This is a genomic window from Kocuria sp. ZOR0020 (assembly GCF_000800955.1).
GTDB lineage: Bacteria > Actinomycetota > Actinomycetes > Actinomycetales > Micrococcaceae > Kocuria > Kocuria subflava.
The window spans coordinates 1-17,296 of the sequence record NZ_JROX01000079.1 but is presented as its reverse complement, the minus strand read 5'-3'; the positions used below and the strand labels follow the sequence as shown (position 1 = coordinate 17,296).

The 17,296-nt window shown below is 64.9% G+C and carries 15 protein-coding genes and 1 pseudogene; 3 read left to right on the top strand and 13 right to left on the bottom strand.

Going from position 1 to position 17,296, the window contains the following annotated elements:
* Window positions 1-300, bottom strand: a pseudogene (locus L979_RS05410) (coproporphyrinogen III oxidase); the annotation flags it as partial.
* Between the two features lie 32 nt (window positions 301-332).
* Complete coding sequence (gene lepA, locus L979_RS05405; RefSeq protein WP_047690167.1) at window positions 333-2,183, bottom strand: translation elongation factor 4; 1,851 nt, start codon at window positions 2,181-2,183, stop codon at window positions 333-335.
* Window positions 2,184-2,597: 414 nt separating this feature from the next.
* Between lepA and L979_RS05400 the strand changes: the two genes are divergently transcribed.
* Window positions 2,598-3,587: a hypothetical protein gene (locus tag L979_RS05400; protein WP_156125422.1), complete on the top strand. Its 990-nt coding sequence runs from the start codon at window positions 2,598-2,600 to the stop codon at window positions 3,585-3,587.
* A 291-nt stretch (window positions 3,588-3,878) separates the two neighbouring features.
* Here L979_RS05400 and L979_RS05395 read toward each other — a convergent pair whose 3' ends face one another.
* The 6 genes from L979_RS05395 to L979_RS05370 form a co-directional block, all read right to left on the bottom strand.
* The gene (locus tag L979_RS05395) at window positions 3,879-5,051 is read right to left on the bottom strand and encodes a prenyltransferase (RefSeq protein WP_047690165.1); all 1,173 of its coding nucleotides are present in this window, start codon (window positions 5,049-5,051) and stop codon (window positions 3,879-3,881) included.
* On the bottom strand, window positions 5,048-5,443 hold the full coding sequence (locus tag L979_RS05390; RefSeq protein ID WP_047690164.1) for a lycopene cyclase domain-containing protein: 396 nt from the start codon (window positions 5,441-5,443) through the stop codon (window positions 5,048-5,050). Before L979_RS05390 ends, L979_RS05395 begins: the two co-directional genes overlap by 4 nt.
* 5 nt (window positions 5,444-5,448) lie before the next feature.
* On the bottom strand, window positions 5,449-7,080 hold the full coding sequence (gene crtI / locus L979_RS16230) for a phytoene desaturase family protein (protein ID WP_047690163.1): 1,632 nt from the start codon (window positions 7,078-7,080) through the stop codon (window positions 5,449-5,451).
* Window positions 7,077-7,955, bottom strand: a complete 879-nt coding sequence (locus L979_RS16225; RefSeq protein WP_052209536.1) for a squalene/phytoene synthase family protein — start codon at window positions 7,953-7,955, stop codon at window positions 7,077-7,079. Before L979_RS16225 ends, crtI begins: the two co-directional genes overlap by 4 nt.
* 101 nt (window positions 7,956-8,056) lie before the next feature.
* Window positions 8,057-9,187, bottom strand: coding sequence for a polyprenyl synthetase family protein (locus L979_RS05375; RefSeq protein ID WP_052209535.1), 1,131 nt, complete (start codon window positions 9,185-9,187; stop codon window positions 8,057-8,059).
* Between the two features lie 43 nt (window positions 9,188-9,230).
* Entirely contained in the window at window positions 9,231-9,758 is a 528-nt protein-coding gene (locus L979_RS05370) for a MarR family winged helix-turn-helix transcriptional regulator (protein WP_156125420.1), read from the bottom strand.
* Window positions 9,759-9,815: 57 nt separating this feature from the next.
* Here L979_RS05370 and L979_RS05365 point away from each other — a divergent pair, with 57 nt between their 5' ends.
* The gene (locus L979_RS05365; RefSeq protein ID WP_047690174.1) at window positions 9,816-10,382 is read left to right on the top strand and encodes a type II toxin-antitoxin system PemK/MazF family toxin; all 567 of its coding nucleotides are present in this window, start codon (window positions 9,816-9,818) and stop codon (window positions 10,380-10,382) included.
* 168 nt (window positions 10,383-10,550) lie between these two features.
* Window positions 10,551-10,814 carry a 30S ribosomal protein S20 gene (gene rpsT, locus L979_RS05360; RefSeq protein ID WP_047690161.1) on the top strand — a complete coding sequence of 88 codons (264 nt, stop codon included), beginning with the start codon at window positions 10,551-10,553 and terminating at the stop codon, window positions 10,812-10,814.
* Between the two features lie 99 nt (window positions 10,815-10,913).
* Here the strand turns inward: rpsT and holA are convergent, their stop codons facing one another.
* From holA to L979_RS05335, 5 genes are all read right to left on the bottom strand, one after another.
* Window positions 10,914-11,921, bottom strand: coding sequence for a DNA polymerase III subunit delta (holA, locus tag L979_RS05355; RefSeq protein WP_047690159.1), 1,008 nt, complete (start codon window positions 11,919-11,921; stop codon window positions 10,914-10,916).
* A gap of 59 nt (window positions 11,922-11,980) precedes the next feature.
* Window positions 11,981-14,659: a ComEC/Rec2 family competence protein gene (locus tag L979_RS05350; RefSeq protein WP_047690158.1), complete on the bottom strand. Its 2,679-nt coding sequence runs from the start codon at window positions 14,657-14,659 to the stop codon at window positions 11,981-11,983.
* Window positions 14,656-15,510 carry a ComEA family DNA-binding protein gene (locus L979_RS05345; protein ID WP_231559412.1) on the bottom strand — a complete coding sequence of 285 codons (855 nt, stop codon included), beginning with the start codon at window positions 15,508-15,510 and terminating at the stop codon, window positions 14,656-14,658. Before L979_RS05345 ends, L979_RS05350 begins: the two co-directional genes overlap by 4 nt.
* Window positions 15,511-15,643: 133 nt before the next feature.
* Complete coding sequence (locus tag L979_RS05340) at window positions 15,644-16,564, bottom strand: DegV family protein (protein WP_052209533.1); 921 nt, start codon at window positions 16,562-16,564, stop codon at window positions 15,644-15,646.
* A 22-nt stretch (window positions 16,565-16,586) separates the two neighbouring features.
* The coding region (locus L979_RS05335) for a class I tRNA ligase family protein (RefSeq protein WP_047690157.1) at window positions 16,587-17,296 on the bottom strand (710 nt) is incomplete at its 5' end.

Below are 17,296 nucleotides of genomic sequence, written 5' to 3'. Positions count from 1 at the left end.
GGTGGGCGTGCCCCCGCCGAAGAACACGGTGCTCAAGGCCCGCCGCGGCGCGCCAGTTGCGCGCAGAACCGAATCCGCGAACCGGATCTCCCGCTCGGCATCCCGGTGATAGGCCTCCTGGGAGACGTCCTGCCCCAGTTCCAAGGCCGTGTACGTGTTGAAATCGCAGTACCCACAACGGACCGAGCAGAACGGGACGTGCACGTAGAGGCTGAACTGGCGTTCGGCCGCACCGGCCACCGCAGAGGGTGGGAGCAGGCCGTCGGCGGGTGCGGGTTCGCCGTCGGGAAGAGCGGGCATGGCGCAGCTCCTGTCCGTGAAGTGGTGGGAGGTTACTTCTTCTTCTCGCCGGAGGAGTCCGAGGACAGTGCGGCCACAAAGGCCTCCTGCGGCACCTCCACACGACCCACCATCTTCATCCGCTTCTTGCCTTCCTTCTGCTTCTCCAGCAGTTTGCGCTTACGGGAGATGTCACCGCCGTAACACTTGGAGAGCACGTCCTTGCGCATGGCCCGGATGTTTTCGCGGGCAATGATCCTTGACCCAATGGCAGCCTGGATGGGGACCTCGAACTGCTGGCGCGGGATCAGGTCCTTGAGCTTGCCGGCCATCATCACACCGTAGGAGTAGGCCTTGTCCTTGTGGGTGATGGCGGAGAACGCATCCACACGCTCCCCCTGCAACAGCAGGTCCACCTTGACCAGATCGGCAGCCTCTTGGCCTTCGGCCTTCCAGTCCAGGGAGGCGTATCCCTTGGTGCGGGACTTCAACTGGTCAAAGAAGTCCAACACGATCTCGGCCAACGGCAGCCGGTAGCGCAGTTCCACGCGGTCTTCGGACAGGTAATCCATCCCGCCCAGCTGCCCGCGCTTGGACTGGCACAGTTCCATGATGGCGCCCACGAACTCAGACGGTGCCAGCACCGTGGCGCTGACCATGGGCTCGCGGATCTCCTTGATCTTGCCTTCCGGGAACTCCGAGGGGTTGGTCACCACGGTCTCCGTACCGTCCTCCAACGTGACGTCGTAGGACACGGACGGTGCCGTGGAGATCAACGCCAGGTCGAATTCGCGCTCCAACCGCTCGCGGGTGATTTCCAGGTGCAGCAGGCCCAGGAAGCCGCAGCGGAAACCAAAGCCGAGCGCCGCGGAGGTCTCCGGCTCCCACACCAGGGCAGCATCGTTGAGCTGCAGTTTCTCCAGTGCGTCACGCAGCGCGGGGTAGTCGGAACCGTCAATGGGGAACAGACCGGAGAACACCATGGGCTTGGGGTCCTCGTAACCCCCGAGCTCCTCCGTGGCCCCCTTGTTGGCAGCGGTCACGGTGTCACCCACGCGGGACTGGCGGACATCCTTCACGCCGGTGATCAGGTAGCCCACCTCCCCCACACCCAGACCCTTGGTGGGCTTGGGCTCCGGGGAGATCACACCGATCTCCAACAACTCGTGTTCCGCTCCCGTGGACATCATCTTGATGCGCTCGCGCGGCTTCAGGTCCCCGTCCACCACACGGACGTAGGTGACCACGCCACGGTAGGTGTCAAAGACGGAGTCGAAAATCATGGCGCGGCTGGCTTCCTCGGCATTGCCCACCGGTGCGGGGATTTCCTCCACAATCCGATCCAACAGTGCTTCAACGCCCTCACCGGTCTTGCCGGACACGCGCAGCACGCGGTCAGGGTCCTCACCGATCAGGTTGCCCAGTTCCTCCGCGTACTTCTCCGGCTGAGCGGCCGGCAGATCGATCTTGTTCAACACCGGGATGATGGTGAGGTCGTTCTCCATGGCCAGGTACAGGTTGGCCAGCGTCTGGGCCTCAATGCCCTGAGCCGCGTCCACCAGCAGCAGCGCACCCTCGCACGCGGCCAGCGAGCGCGAAACCTCGTAGGTGAAGTCCACGTGGCCCGGTGTGTCGATCATGTTCAGCGCGTAGTCCGTGCCACCCATCCCCCAGGGCATGCGCACGGCCTGAGATTTGATGGTGATCCCGCGCTCGCGTTCAATGTCCATGCGGTCCAGGTACTGGGCCTTCATCTCCCGCGGGGTCACCACACCGGTGGCCTGCAGCATGCGGTCAGCCAGGGTGGACTTGCCATGGTCGATGTGCGCGATGATGCAGAAGCTGCGCAACAGCGACGGGTCCGTGCTCGCGGGCACCGGCGGGACAACGGCCTGTGGGGACACAGCGGGCCTTTCATGACGGTCAGCAATTCCAGGGCCCGGATGGCTCGCCTCGCCTTTTCACGACGACGCCGCACCATCCGGCCCGGATGGATCAGTCACTTAGTCTCTCATGCGCGCGGGGTCTCTCTGGAGCACCGGGTGGCTGCCCCCGTGACGGAACCCCGCGGGCGTCGTCGTCCCCCTCCTCCCCCGCCTGACTGCTGGTCGCTTCTTGGACCGTTGCTGAGTTCCGCCTCCATGTACGGTTACGCCACGCCGGAGTTCGGATTCGCCAGTAGAAGGTCCCTGGAGTGGTCGAGACCGAACACAGAGGTGGCAGAACCGGTCACCGCAGGCCAGGTCCTCTGTACTTCTCCCTCAGATCACCCTGTGGATAACTGATGTACGCACCCCTGGGGTGTTTAGCGTGACTGCATGCCGACATTTCACTACCCGCAGCGACAGCCGCGACCCGTTGTGGCCACCACAGCGCACTGGAATCTGCGCAAACGGCAAATGGACGCACTGCCCGAATTTGCTGAAGTGCTCAGAGGCATCTGGGCTCGAGGCACCCCGGGTCTGGCACCACTGAACTCCGTGGAAACTGCCGCTCTGGCCCAACAGCACTTTGGCACCAACTTCCGGGTGGCAGGCTTTTCGTCCGCACAGATGTTCGGCCTGCCTGTGGGGCACACACCGGTCTGGATACGTGATGGTCTCACGCTGCCCCGTGCGCCGCGTGCTCAGGACCTGGAGCAGGAACTGCGCAGGCCGCACTTGTCCTATTCGGGAACACGCGGACATCAGCACAGATCGGACCTCTTGATCACCAAGGGCTCGGACGGAGCGGCCCTGACCGGACTCTGGGACTCTCAGACGGTGAATCTGGTGGAAGCCCTTGTCTGGGCTGCACCTTTTCTCACGGACTGGAGAATCGTGTCCTGCCTGGACCACTTGATGGGCATGCACGTTCGGGTCGGGGCCAAACGCTACGGTCCGTGTACTGCGCAGCAGATCGCGGCAGTACTCGAATCCAATCTCGTCAGTTCGATCGGCTCGACCCGGATCAGAGACCTGTTGCCGCTGGCTCAGGCGCGGACGTGGTCGCCCATGGAAACGTTGGTGCGCATGATGGTGAGGCGCGCCGAGCTGCCGGCCCCGACGATGAACCTGACCATCCAGGTGGACGATCACGGAAGGATGCGGACTGTGCATCTTGACCTCGCATGGGAGGAAGCTCGAGTTGGAATCGAGTACAACGGCGCCGTCCACGCGACCGACCGACACACGTATGGAGATGAAATGCACCGCCTGGACCTGCTCCGCGATGACGGTTGGGATCTGCGAGTTCTGGTCACCCGTGACGTCCAGGATCCGCGCCGGGCGGAGGCGTGGCTGAGCTGGCTCGCCCAGCGCTTGGTTTGAGCCCTCCAGCGTGGATCCGACCCGCGCACGCTCGGAGGATCGACCAACCCGCGCGAACCCTCAGAACGGTTGCGCCCACTCCATGTTCGGTTCCGCCACGAATTGTGCCTATCGGTGGTCGAAACCGAACACCGAGCCGGCTCAACCGAACTCGATGCCCTGCTGACCCGTCCCGGATGCGTTGAGGACGGCGCAACGCGTACCGGGCAGCTTTGGCTGCGGGTGGGCGTTTGAGGGGCCCGGGGCCCGGGCTCAGGGGCGCGGGGGTTAAAGGCCTAAAGGCCCAGGGGGTCAAGCGGTCACGCGGGAGTAGATCAACAACATGGTGACGGCAAAGCCCACCACGTAGTTGATCCACAAGAAGCGCTTCCAACCCAGGTTGGCGGTTTCGCAGGCGGCGTCGTGGATGCGCAGGAACGGCACCAGGTTGGCCACATAGGGCAACACGAACAGCGCAGCCACCGGTGTGGGCCAGGCGGTGAACAGCAGCAGGATGCCAGCCGCCAAATACATCCCGGCAGCCACCCACACGGTGCTGCGCGCACCCAGGACCGTGGCGATCGAGGAGAGGCCACCGGCTCGGTCCGCCTCGACGTCCTGAACGGCGCCGAACGCCTGGGAGGCCATGCCCCACAGGAAGAACGCACAGGTCACCGCCATCATGCTCCAGCTCCACGGCACTCCCGCGATCACCAGGCCGTAAACCATGGGCGAGACAAAGTGCGTGGCGGAGGTGGCCGAGTCCAGGAAGGGGATCTCCTTGAACCTCAAGCCCTCGAGGCTGTAGGCCACCACGGCAAACAGGCTCACTGCCATGACGATCCCGGCCGCCAGATCGCCCGAAATCAGCAGGTACAGCACGAACGGCAGGCTGATGAGCACCGATGCCACCAGGATCCCCCGGTGCTGTGACCGGTCAACGAGGGCACCCTCCACCCCACCCTTGCGAGGATTGCGGAGGTCGGATTCGTAGTCGAAGACATCGTTGATCCCGTACATCATCAGGTTGTACGGGATCAGGAAGAACAACGTGCCGATCACCAGGACGTCGTCCACGCGCCCCGTGGCCAGAAAGTAGGCAGCCGCAAACGGGTAGGCCGTGTTCACCCAGGAGATGGGCCTGCTGGTGGCGAACCACGTGGTGACCTGGCCCCACACGTGCCCCGGACGCCGCAGCGCCCACCACAGGGCCGGCAGCAACAAGGCACCGGCCACCACGTAGGACAGGTCCTCGATCGGAGCCTTCCACAACATGATCCCGCTCAGCGTGGCCTCGCCGTACTCCACGAACCCCGCTGCAATGATCAGGGAGTCAAAGATCACCGTGAGCACCACAAGGATCGCCAGAACGACGACGACCGTGGTCACCTTTCGCTTGCCGTGGCGCGTCCCGGAGCCCACCAGAAGCGCCAGGGGCAGGGCCGCCAGAGCACAGAAGATGACAATCAGTTCCCAATACGTCACGACACATCACCGCCCGCGTTGGCAGACCGGTCCGAGTCGGACCGCGCAGTAGGTACCGACTGCCGCTCTGGCCGGTTCTGCAACCACTCCAAGAGTCGTTCCACCAGTGCCACCAAGTTCATGGTCAGGTAGCACAGGAATGTCAGGAACACGACTTCCTCCAGTGGCATCTCCGGCCCCAAGAGGATCCCTGTGTCCAGGTCGGAGGCGCCGTGCAGGAAGATTCCGTGCACAATGCCGGCAATGTCCCACAGCAGGAAGAACGCCACACCGGTGACCGTGACAACCGCGGCCCGCAGCGGTGCGTGGAAGAAGAACAGCTTGTGCCGGGCGTCCAGAATGATCATCCCGGCCAAGCTGAACAGCAGGAAGCCCAGGTGCGCAAAGTTCATCCAACTCAAACGGTCGGCTCCGGCAGGGGCCCTGTGGAGGTGTCCCCCCTGAAGTCCTTGAGCACGTTCTCCGCACTGATCAGGCACATGGGCAGACCGATCCCCGGAATCGTGGTGGACCCGCAGTAGTGCAACCCCTCGATGTGGCGGCTGCGCATCCGCCCACGCAGGAACGCGGACTGCCGCAAGGTGTGGGCCGGGCCCAGCACATTGCCAAGCCAGGCGTGGTAGTCCTTGGCAAAGTCCTCTGGGCCGATGGTGCGCCGCACCACCACCCTCTCCGACAGATCCGCCACCCCCGCCCATTGGCCGATCTGTTCGATCACGCGGTCGGCCACAGCTTCCACCTGGGGGGACCCGGCGCCGTCGTCGTTGCCGTGGCCAATGCTGACATCCGCGGGTACGGGAACCAGCACGAACAGGTTTTCGTGGCCCTCCGGCGCCACGGAGGCATCTGTTGCGGAGGGCTTGCACACGTAGATCGACGCCGGATCCGGCACCCGGGTGGGTTGGTCAAAGATCGCGGAGAAGTTGGTGTCCCAGTCCCGGGTGAAGAACAGATTGTGGTGAGTCAGTTCCGGCAGATCCCCCTGGACGCCCAGCAACACCAGCACCGCACCTGGACCGGTCTGCTGACGGTCCCACCGCTTCTGCGGGTAAGTCTGCAGGTGCGGTTCCACCATGCGAGTCTCCAGGTGATGCAGGTCCCCTGCGGAGACCACTCGATCCGCTGCCTGGAAATGTTGGGCTCCGTCAGCAGAACGCCAGCTGACCCCACGCACCCGAGCCGTGTGCTGGCCCGGAAGATGCTTGCCCACTCCATGCTTGACCAGGCCCAGGCGGGACGCGGCAGAGACCGGATCGGTGACAATCTGGTCAACCTCCGCGTCCAGCCGGATGGTGACCCCGTGCTGGCGGGCAAGTCGCTCCACGGCTCCAATGATGGTGAAGAACCCACCGTCCGGGTACTGCACGGAATCCGCCAGGTCCATCCGGGACATCAGGTGATACATGGACGGAGTCTCGCGTGGGCGGGAGGCCAGGAAGACGGCCGGATACCCCAGGATCTGACGCAGCCGGGTGTCCGTGACCGTGCGGTGAGTCAGGTTGTGAAGGGAGCCCAACAGATGGCGTCCCAACCGCGGGATGTTGCGCATTACCTGTGGGTGCAGCAGCCGAGCGAATGCCTTGGGTGAGCCGAAGGACGTGTAGAGAAAGTGCCGTACGGCCAGCTGATAGGTCAGATCGGCGGAGGCCACGTAGTCACGGATTCGTTGACCGGCACCGGGTTCCACGCCCTCAAACACCCGCACGGTGTCTTCCAGATCGGAGCGGATATCCAGGGGCTCGGCATAGTCCTGGCCGAACACCCGATAGGCGGGGTCAAGCCGTTCCAAGTCCAATTCCTGCGCGGCTGAGGTACCCATGAGCCGGAAGAAGTGGTCAAAGACCTCCGGCATCAGATACCAGGAAGGCCCTGTGTCAAAGGTGAAACCGTCGCGCTGGTAGAGCCCCACCCGACCCCCGACCCGCCGGCCACGTTCCAACACCGTGACCCGGTGTCCGTCCTTGGCCAGAAGAGCCGCTGTTGCCAGTCCGGTGATCCCCGCTCCGATCACCACCACGTCGTGTGTCATGCCTGCAGTCTCCTTCCGGTGGCCCGGCCTCGGTTGGCGGAGGCCACAGCCTTGGTGGTCAACATCATCTTCCTGGCATCCGGGACCCGGATTCGAGTGGTCAGCAGCTGAGCGGCCGGTGTCTTGCGCAGCCGCACGGACAACTCGGCGAACAAGTCATGGGCAATCAGCACCGCAGTACGCCCATTGGCGGGGAGGTCATCGATCACAGCACGAGCAGCAGCCAGGTCGGCGTCGATCTCGTCCAGGAACTCGTGCTTGGTGGCTTCCGTCAAGGCCCTCGGATCGGCACCGGGCAGATACACGCGGCCCAGACTGTTGTAGTCCTCGGAGAGATCACGCAGGAAGTTGACCTTCTGGAAGGCTGCGCCTAGGCGCCGAGCCCCGGAGACCAAGGCAGCCTCCTGCTGACAGGAGACCGGGTGTTCTGCCAGGAACAGACGCAGGCACATCAACCCCACCACCTCAGCGGAGCCGTAGACGTAGTCTTCCAACGATTCCGTGGAATGGGTATCAACGCCCAGGTCCGCCCGCATGGAGGCAAAGAACGGGGTGATCAGATCCGCGGCGATTCCCCCGTAATCGGCAGCCAATCCAAAGGCGTGCACCACCAAGTTGGTGGAGAAGCCACGCTCCAATACCTCTAGGGTCTCGGCTTCCAGTCCATCCAGCAGCTCCCGTGCATCGTGCGCGCTCACTCCGGCCCCGGCGCTGGCTCCGTCCACAATTTCGTCGGCCACCCGCACCAAGGCGTAAACAGACCTCACATGCGTGCGCACACTGGGCCCCAGCACGCGACACGCCAGCCCGAACGACGTCGAATACCGATTGATCACGGCCGCTGCAGCAGCCTGCGCGGTGCGGTGGTAACGCAATGCAGTAGCACGATCTGCCGATGACGGCGTGACCGGACCTGACGGGGACGCGGGCCCAGGACCAGGCGGAGGCGGTGTCACGGGATCTGACGGTGACGAGTTCATCGGATCCTCTCCACGGCGTCTCGTGCGACGTCCCGCAACTGCTGCACCAGAGCGGGAGGCAGCTCAGCGCTTTCCGCCAGGGCAACAGCTTCACGAGCTGCTTGTGCCGCTTGTTCTTCCACCGCTTGTCGTGCACCGCAGTCCGTGAGCACCTGCCGCACTCGGTCTGCGTCCCTGGCCGTCAACTCCGTCTGCGCCAGGAGGGTGAGCACTTCTGCACCGCCATCCCGCGTCCTTGCCTCTGCGATCAGCAGCGTGTGTTTGCCCTCGCGCAGATCCCCGTCAGTGGACTTGCCGGTGTCCCGATCACTGCCGAAAACACCCAACAAGTCATCGGCCAGTTGGAAGGCCAGGCCCAGCTTGACTCCGATCTCACCCAGTACCTGGATGTGTTCTTGGGGCGCCCCGGCCAGAACGGCACCCGCCTGCAACGGTGCCTCGAACGAGTAGACGGAGGTCTTGAGCCGAGTGGCTTCAACGACGGCGGCCGGTGTGGGGTTGGCGGCAGGCAATGCGTGGTCGATGTCCATGAGCTCACCGGCAGCCGAGGCGAACACGGCGTGATCCACCAGTTCCAGGACCCGCCAGGCGTGCTCCGGTGACAGGCCGGCGGTGTGTACCAAGTGGTGTGCCCCGCTCAATGCCAGGTCTCCGGCAATGATCCCCACGCTGTGGCCGTAGTGGGCCGCCCGTTTGTGATCAATTCCCTGAGCCTCAGCACGCTGTTGGGCAGCAGCATGGAGCGTGGGTCCGTGGCGGCGGCTGATGTCCCGGTCAATGACGTCGTCGTGAATGATCAAGGCACTGTGCAGCAGCTCAAACGCAGCCCCCACCGTGGCGATCATGCGATCGGTGACTGAGCACTGCGCAGTGTCCCCATAGGCGTTGGCCGCCAGTGCCACCAACGCCGGACGAAACCTCTTGCCGCCGGTGCTCAAGCGTTCGATCTCGGTCCACAGTTGGGCGAACCCGGGCGAAATCTCAGCTGCGCGGCGCGTGGAATGCTCCAGGAACTTGGCCAGCACCTGATCCGCGCCGTTGTGCTGCAGACGTGCCAGGGCGGGATCCTTGAAGGACGGCGTTTTCCCGGCCTGGGCAGCAGGCTGCGGGCGATCTGGGGAGGTCACTGTCCTATTTCATCACACTGCTTCGAGATTCGAAATAAACACGTCATGCGGTGTCAGGGGGTGGCGGCGTGACGTCTTGTGCTCGCCGGACGGCCTCGGTGAGTTGAGGCATACGACGACGCAGCACGGAAATTTCCGCCTCTGACCACGTGGCCAACTCTGCCCCCAGTTCCTGCTCCAGGGCGGAGAACATGGCCTTGCCTGTGGCCGCCGCCGTGGGGGTGGCTTTCAGCACCACTTCTCGGCGATCCCGGGCATCCTGCTGGCGAACCAGATGGCCCCTCTTGACCAGACGGTCTATCACCGCGGTGGCAGCAGATGCCGAGATCACCAGGCGCCGGGCGATGTCTCCCGCTCGTAGTAAAGAACCATGACGTTGACCTGCCATGACCTCGGACAACGCGTGGACATCGGAGTGACCGAGCCCGTAGGCACGCCGCACGCTGTCTGCATAGCGTGATGACTCAGTGGTGAAGTCCTGCAGGGAGAGCATGAGTTCACGGTGCAGACCGGATGGAAGCTGCTCACCACCGGCAGGCGGCGTCACGTGGTGCTCATGCGAGGGATTCATGCCCTGATCATAAATGGACACCGGGCCTTGCACGCCGGTGATGGTTCAATGGCTCCCATGAACGTGAATCTCTCCCGCCTGGTGCGAGTGGCCTTCTCCGCCTACCGGCAGATCAAGCGCCAACAGGACCGGGCGTCGTCGTCCCAGAACCGTGGCGGCGGGCAGACTCCGGCCACCTCCACGATGGCCTCCAACGGCCCGGCGCGCACCAGCCACTCCGGTGGGCAGCTCTCCCAGCCGTACCCGGGTGACTACCGAGGTCCTGTGCGCTCTGAATACGATCCCCACCCGGATGGCAAGGCCGATCCCGGTGAGATCGTGTGGACCTGGGTGCCGTATCAGGAGGACCACTCGCGCGGAAAGGACCGTCCCGTCCTGATTGTGGGGCGCAACGGGCAGTACCTGTTGGCGTTGATGCTGACCTCCAAGGACCACAACAACAACCGCACCCGGGATGATGACTACGTGGACATCGGCACGGGTGACTGGGACCGGCAGGGGCGCCCGTCAGAGGTGCGCGTTGATCGCATCATCCAGGTGCTGGAAGCAGACATCCGGCGCGACGGCGCGGTGCTGGGGCGTGACCGATTCAACACCGTGATCCACGGACTCCAGTCACGTTGACCCCACGGGAGGGGCTGATTCTGCTAGAGTTCTTCGCTGTGTGTCCGCGCTGATCGCCGGGCACTGCGGACAGGACGCCAAGCGAGCATCCCCACTCTCACGTCTCAGTCGGTGACACCGTCCGTTTGCCCTCACTGACCGATCACCGCTCACTCAAAGGAGTTATCTGTGGCAAACATCAAGTCCCAGAAGAAGCGCATTCTGACCAACGAGAAGGCTCGTCTGCGCAACAACGCATACAAGTCCGAGCTGAAGACCTACGTGCGTCGCTTGGACACCGCCATTGAGGCCGGCGACAAGGACGCTGCCGCCACCGCACTGCGCGAGGTTTCCCGCAAGTACGACAAGGCCGTCTCCAAGGGTGTTCTGCACAAGAACAACGCCGCCAACAAGAAGTCCGGCCTGGCAGCCCGCGTCAACGGCATGGCCTGAGGCTCACTGCGTTTCTGGGTTTCACCACCCGTAGCGTGTGGCGAAAGCCCCGCACCGTGATCACGGTGCGGGGCTTTCCCCGTGTTCAGGGCCAATCGCTCACACTGCGTGCCTGCCGGAGAGTGCAATGGTGGTGATGGCTCGTTCCACGGCGTAGGCGGCGTCCCTTGCCTCCCCTTTGACTTGCGCATCAGCATCCGCCAGGGCGCGCAGCGCCGCCACCAGATCTGACTGTTCGAATCTGCGAGTCTCTTGTTGGGCGCGTTCCACCTGCCACGGGGCTGCACCCACCTTGCCGGCCAACTGTTGAGCTGATCCACGTACACCGTGAACAGCCGCCACCAGGCGCACCTTGGAGGCCAGCGCGGCCACCATGGGAACAGGATCCGTACCGGTGTCCAATGCCTGACGCCACAGTTTCAGCGCCACCTCTGACCGCCCGGCCAGGGCTGCATCCGCCACCTTGAAGGCCGTGGCCTCCACCCGTCCGCCGTAATAGGTCTCCACCTCGTCATAGGTCACATGCTCCGGTCCGTCGGAGAGCAACTGCGCACAGGCTGAGGCCAGTTCAGAGGTGGATGATCCCACCGCTTCTGTCAGTGCGCGAGCGGCGTCGGGATCAATGGTGCGTCCGTGTACCCGGAACTCGTGGCGGACAAAGTCCACTTTGTCGCGGTCGTTCTTCAGCGGCGCGCACTCAACCACCACTGCCGTGGCCTTCAGGGCATCCAGCAGCTTCTTCCCGCGCATACCACCACTGTGCGCCATCACGACGACGACCTCCGGGTCCGGTGCCTGCGCATAGGCCAACGCATCTGCGAGGAGGTCATCGTTCATCTGCGCCAGGTCCTCGATCAGGATGACTTTTGCATCGTCAAAGAGGGAGGGGCTGGCCAACACGGAGAGTTGACCCGGGCCGTAGGTGGAGGCATCCACTCGGGTGAACTCGACTCCCCCGTTGGTTTCCTTCACGGCCGCGCGCACACGGTCCACTGCGCGTGCCGCCAGGTAGTCCTCCTTGCCGGTCAGCAAGATCAACGGAGCGGGTTCGATCTCCCGCCAGCTGGGTCCGGTGGCTGCCTGCTGGGCTCGTTTACGGGGTGGCATGGATCAAGAATCCCACATGCCACGGACACCACAACGCACGGTGCACTGAGTCAGGCGGGTCATGGGAGGGGCCTGACATCCAGGGTGGTGCCGTCCGGATTGATGTAGAGCCCCACGGTGCCCATGTCGTCGGTTCGCGCCATCACGGCCCCGATTCCTGCCACATGGGTGGTGATGTCGGGGTGCGGGTGACCGTAGTCGTTGTTCTCCCCCACGGAGATCAGAGCCAAGCTGGGAGTGGTGGCATCCACGATCCTGGTGCCGCCGTTGCGAGCTCCGTGGTGCGAAACCTTCAAGACGTCCACATCCAACGGACCACCCGCCTGGTGTCCGTGGTCACGGATCAACCGTGTGGCGCCGTCCTCCTCCATGTCACCTGCGGCAAACACCGCAACGCCTGGTTGATCCTGATCCCCCTGGATGGTGGCCCGAATGGCCAGGGAGGCGTTGTTCTCCCCCGAGGAATCCACGGACGGTGCCGGGTCTCCAGATGGACCCAGGACCTGCAACCGCAATCCGTTGTGCTCCCACACCTGACCCACGGCAGGTTGTTGGACGGCCACGGACCACCCGGTGATTTCTTGGGGCGGTCTGCCGGTGCCGGAGGACCACCACACCTGTTGGATGCCGACCATTTGGTCCAAACCAGCCGCTCCGGCCACGTGATCGGCATGGTCGTGGGTCAGAACCAGCAGGTCCAGCTGATCCACCTGAGCCGTGCGCAGACAGCGCCGTAACGCACCGGGGTCCGGTCCTGAGTCGATCAGCACCGTGGCCGTTTCCCCTCCGGAGGCGGAACGGAGCAACATGGCATCCCCCTGCCCAACGTCGCACATGACGGCCATCCAGTCGGTTGGCACCGCCGGTTTGATCAACCACCCGAGCACCAGGACGGCCACGGCACTCAGTGTGATGCTCCAGGAGATCCACCTCCACCGGCGTCGGGTACGGGTCAGTGCTCTCCATTGCTGCTCGGAGACGGGCGGGCCCGGGTGCGACGGGTCAACCCGGCCCGACACGTGCCTGCGGGAGATGGCGGCGTCCCACCGATGGACCAGAACGATCAACACCAGGCACATGCAGGCCATGACCACAGGGCCCAGGGGCGGCTGCCACCACGGCACCACCGCACCGGGCAATCCGGCAAAGAATCTGGCAGTGACCGCCACGAATCCAGCCGGCAGGTCCCCCACCGTCAGCAATCCCTGCCCCACGGAGTGCCCCAGTGCCCACGGTTGGCCGAAGGCCAGCAGCGCCAACAATCCCAGCACGGTGACCACCGGCACCACCGGGGCCACCACCGCATTGGCCACCACGGAGAACACCGGAACCGCAGGCGTCAGAAGGGTGAGCACGGCAGCACACCACAATTGGGCCACCACGGGAATGGCAATGGCCGTGGCCACCACCGCCGGAAAGTGCTGGGTCAAGATCCTGATCAGCGGACGCCCGGTCACAATGATTCCGGCCGTGGCGCACACGGACAGAGCAAAACCGAAGTCCCGTCCCCAGGCCGGATCCACCACGAGCAGCCCGCACACCGCCACACTCAGCGCGGCCAGGGACGTACCACCACGTCCGGCCAGGATTCCCACCGCAGCCACGGTGCCCATGACCGCTGCCCGCACCACGGAGGCATCGGGACCCACCAGCAGCACAAAGGAGCCCAGGGCCGCCAGCCCGGCCACAATGCACGTACGACGCCGCGCCCCGAATCCCAGCACAAGGTGACCCGCCAGAACCATGACCAGAGCGCAGTTCGATCCGGAGACGGCCGTGAGATGGGTCAGTCCGGTGTCTTTCATGGCCTGCTCGAGCTCGGGATCAAAGGCTGCCCGATCCCCGTAGGTCATGCCCGGCAGAAGGCTCACGGCCTCCGGGCCCAGTGTGGTGGCTCCAGCCAGGAACCGACGTTTGGACTGGTCCAACCAGCCGATGAACGCACCACGCTCCACCGTGCCCACCGTCTTCGGGGCGCCGGAAGTTCGCAGCTGAAGGTCACGGGCGGCCGAGGGCGGGACCGTGACCACAGCCTCCACCATGTCCCCGGACCGCACGGATCGCCACCGGGAATCCCCCGCGAAGACCGTTGCCCCCTGACCGTTCTCCAGTTGCACCGCAATCACGACGCCGCCGCTTGCCTCCCCGGAATCCTGTCCCCAGGTGCGTGAGCTCGAGTCATCGCTACCAGAGCTGCCCCCTGTGGAAGCTGCCGACCACGCCAACGGGCGGTCCACCACCTGCATTCGCACGCGGTGGACACCATTTGTTCCAGTGCCCTGCGCCGGGGAGCTCTCCTGACCGGCCCCCGACGACTGGGATTCCTTGAGATCGGACAGGGCTCGGTCCACCCCCACCTCTTGCTGGAGTGCTGTGGCCGTCACGGCCCCTGAGACCATCAGGCACAGCAGAGCCCCGGCGGCCACCATGCGCCACCGGACAGTAATCGCCTGCATCCGACCAGATAAACGATGCAGTCCCCCTGATGCGTCGGGTAACACCAGTTTGCCTGGCTTGCCCCCACTGGCAATCCAGGCCAGTCCCAGTGCCGAAAGACCCCCTGCCGACCCCATGCCGAGGACAAAACCCACCACAGTCAACCAGCCGGAGGAAACATCCACCCACGAGTTCTGACCCGTGAGCACCAGGGCTGTGCCCCACGCCGTCGCGGCGGCCGGGACCAGCCGCACGTCCACCGTGGGGCGCGGCGCCGCCAGGTGATGCTCCGCCGAGTTCACACGGTCACCAACGGGGTCAGGGCTGAGAGCATAGCCGGTCCTATCCCGGTGACGTCATCCAGTTCCTCCACGCTGCGGAACCCTCCCACCTGGTCCCGGTGCTCAATGATCCGTTGCGCCATGACCGGCCCCACCCGCGGCAGGGTTTCCAGCTCTGCAGCAGTGGCGGTGTTCAGATTCACCAGCGCACCACTGGATCCCGCTGCAGTTGAGGCGCTGGAGGACGATGCCGGCTCAGGTGCCGCTGAGGGGCCAACCTCCACCGGGTTGTTCGCCAGCTGGCGGTCACCCTCGGCATCCGGGATGGAGATCTGCACACCGTCTGTGGCCGGTGCTGCCAGGTTCACATGAGTGACCACTGCTTGACTGGTCAGTCCACCGGCCGCCTCCACGGCATCTTGGACACGGCCGCCGGCCGGGATTTCCACCACACCGGGGCTGCGAACCTCCCCCACCACATGAACCAAAACTGTCCCTGTGCCGGCATCGGTGGGCCCGCCAGCACTTTCCGTGGCACCAGAGGAGGCCGCAGGCGAGAGGCTGCCCGCAGGCTCAGTCCCGATGGCCGCAGAGACCTCCACGGCTTCAGAGTCGTCGTGATCCGGCCACATCAGGCTCAACCCCACGGCCAGAAGTGCCACCGATGCCACGAGGACCGCCGCCCACGGGACTTTCCACCGCACCGGCGGGGTCCATGCCGTGGTCTTCTGATCTGCCGCCACCGGCTCGGGGTCCTCCTGGCCCTCCTGCTGATCCTGGTCCGCGGCGTCGTTGGCCAACAGGCCTCGGAGTCGCTCCACCGGGGCCTCAGGATCCAATCGACGGCGACCTCGGTGGTTCACAGGGCTCATGGACCCACCACATCACCGCTGGCTTGCCTCCACCACTAGCACCGTCGAACTGTGGAGGGTCAGCCCAGTGACCGGGACCAGAAAGGAGGGTGTGGAGGATTCACGCCCGGGGACCCGGAGGTCCGCCGACCCATCAGGGCTGTAGGTTCGGATGACGGATCACGGCCGCCCGAACTCCAATGCCCACGTGTGCGGCCAGCACGGGCGGGATTTCCACCACCTCCGCCACGGCATCCGGTGCGTACTGTTCCGTCACATCGCCGACCAAGTCATGGGCACCATCCGGATCCGCCAGATGGTGCACCACCAGATCCGGCTCGGGGGAACCAACCGCGGACCCGCTGCCCATTGAGATCGCAGCTTCCAGTGCAGAACCCACCAGGGCCCGGAACCGGGCCTTGGCCTTCACGGCCGTTCGCGGTGTTTCGGCCACCACAAGGCGTCCGCCCTGCACCGTCAACAGCGGTTTGATCTGCAGCATGGATCCCACCCGCGCCACGGACGGCGCCAACCGCCCGCCGCGTTTGAGCTGTTCCAGGGACGGGACGTACAAGAACACCTGGTGTTGAGCAGCGGTGCGCGCCGTCTGCACCACCTGTGCCATGTCCGCCCCATGGGCTGCAGCGTTCCAGGCCGCCTGCACCCCTAAGCCCTGGGCCATGGCCACCGTTCGGGTGTCCACCACCGTCACGGGGATGGTGATGCCCCGCCGTGCAATCCGGGCAGATGAGACGGTTCCGGAGAGTTCCGCGGACAAGTGCACGGATACAATGGCCTCATACCCCTGTTCCTGCAACTGCAGATACACCCGGCGGAACTGCCCAGGCGAGGGCCGCGACGTCGTGACCTTTCGGCCCTCCGCCAGCGCCACCAGAAGGGATCGCGCCAGGTCCGGTTCCTCGGAGGCCTGCGACGGCGCGAAAATCTGGTGGTCCACCATGACCGGCATGCCCACCACCTGCAACCCTGCCCGCGCACCGTCCGCACCACCCCGCCCCAGCCACGGGGCTGGGAGGGCGGCGGCATCATCAGTGACCACGGCGATCTTGGGCATGGGCTTCACCAGTGGTGTCAGATCAGATCACGATGTTGACCAGCTTGGGTGCCCGGACGATCACCTTGCGCACGGGGGCGTCCCCGATCAGGTCCTTGATGACCTGGGAAGCCAGAGCGCGTTCCTGCAACTCTGCCTCGGAAATCTCCACGGGCACCTCCAGGCGGTCCTTGACCTTGCCCTTGATCTGCACCACGGCGGTGATGGTGTCATCCACCAGCAGCGATTCGTCCACGGTGGGCCAGCCGGCCCGCAGCACGGCGTCGTTGTGACCCAGGGTGTGCCACATGTCTTCGGCTGTATACGGGGCCACCAGGGAGAGCAGGATGGCCACCGCCTCCACACCCTCCCGCACGGCCGAATCCGCTGCACCGGCACCGGAGTCAATGGCCTTGCGCAGCGCGTTGACCAACTCCATGGTCTTGGCGATCACCACATTGAACTTGTGGTTCTCCAACGACGACGCCGCGTCCGCCACCGCCCGGTGAGTCGCCCGCCGCACATCCACCGCACCCGTGGCGGCATCTGCGCCCGGGCTCGAGGTGACGTCCTGCGCCAGGCGCCATGCGCGGGCCAGGAACTTCTGGGCTCCGCCCGGGGAGACATCGGCCCAGTCGACGTCGTCCTCCGGCGGGGAGGCAAAGACCATGGTGAGGCGCACGGCGTCCACGCCGAATTCGTCCAGCTGTTCGCCCAGGTCCACACCGTTGCCCAGCGATTTGGACATGGCTC

What these genes read in the sequence shown, in the direction of transcription:
- L979_RS05400 (WP_156125422.1), top strand. Translation starts at nt 2,598, where the DNA reads ATGCCGACATTTCACTACCCGCAGCGACAGCCGCGACCCGTTGTGGCC.
- L979_RS05390 (WP_047690164.1), bottom strand. Translation starts at nt 5,443, where the DNA reads ATGAACTTTGCGCACCTGGGCTTCCTGCTGTTCAGCTTGGCCGGGATG.
- crtI (WP_047690163.1), bottom strand. Translation starts at nt 7,080, where the DNA reads ATGACACACGACGTGGTGGTGATCGGAGCGGGGATCACCGGACTGGCA.
- L979_RS05370 (WP_156125420.1), bottom strand. Translation starts at nt 9,758, where the DNA reads ATGAATCCCTCGCATGAGCACCACGTGACGCCGCCTGCCGGTGGTGAG.
- L979_RS05365 (WP_047690174.1), top strand. Translation starts at nt 9,816, where the DNA reads ATGAACGTGAATCTCTCCCGCCTGGTGCGAGTGGCCTTCTCCGCCTAC.
- holA (WP_047690159.1), bottom strand. Translation starts at nt 11,921, where the DNA reads ATGCCACCCCGTAAACGAGCCCAGCAGGCAGCCACCGGACCCAGCTGG.
- L979_RS05345 (WP_231559412.1), bottom strand. Translation starts at nt 15,510, where the DNA reads ATGAGCCCTGTGAACCACCGAGGTCGCCGTCGATTGGATCCTGAGGCC.
- L979_RS05340 (WP_052209533.1), bottom strand. Translation starts at nt 16,564, where the DNA reads ATGCCCAAGATCGCCGTGGTCACTGATGATGCCGCCGCCCTCCCAGCC.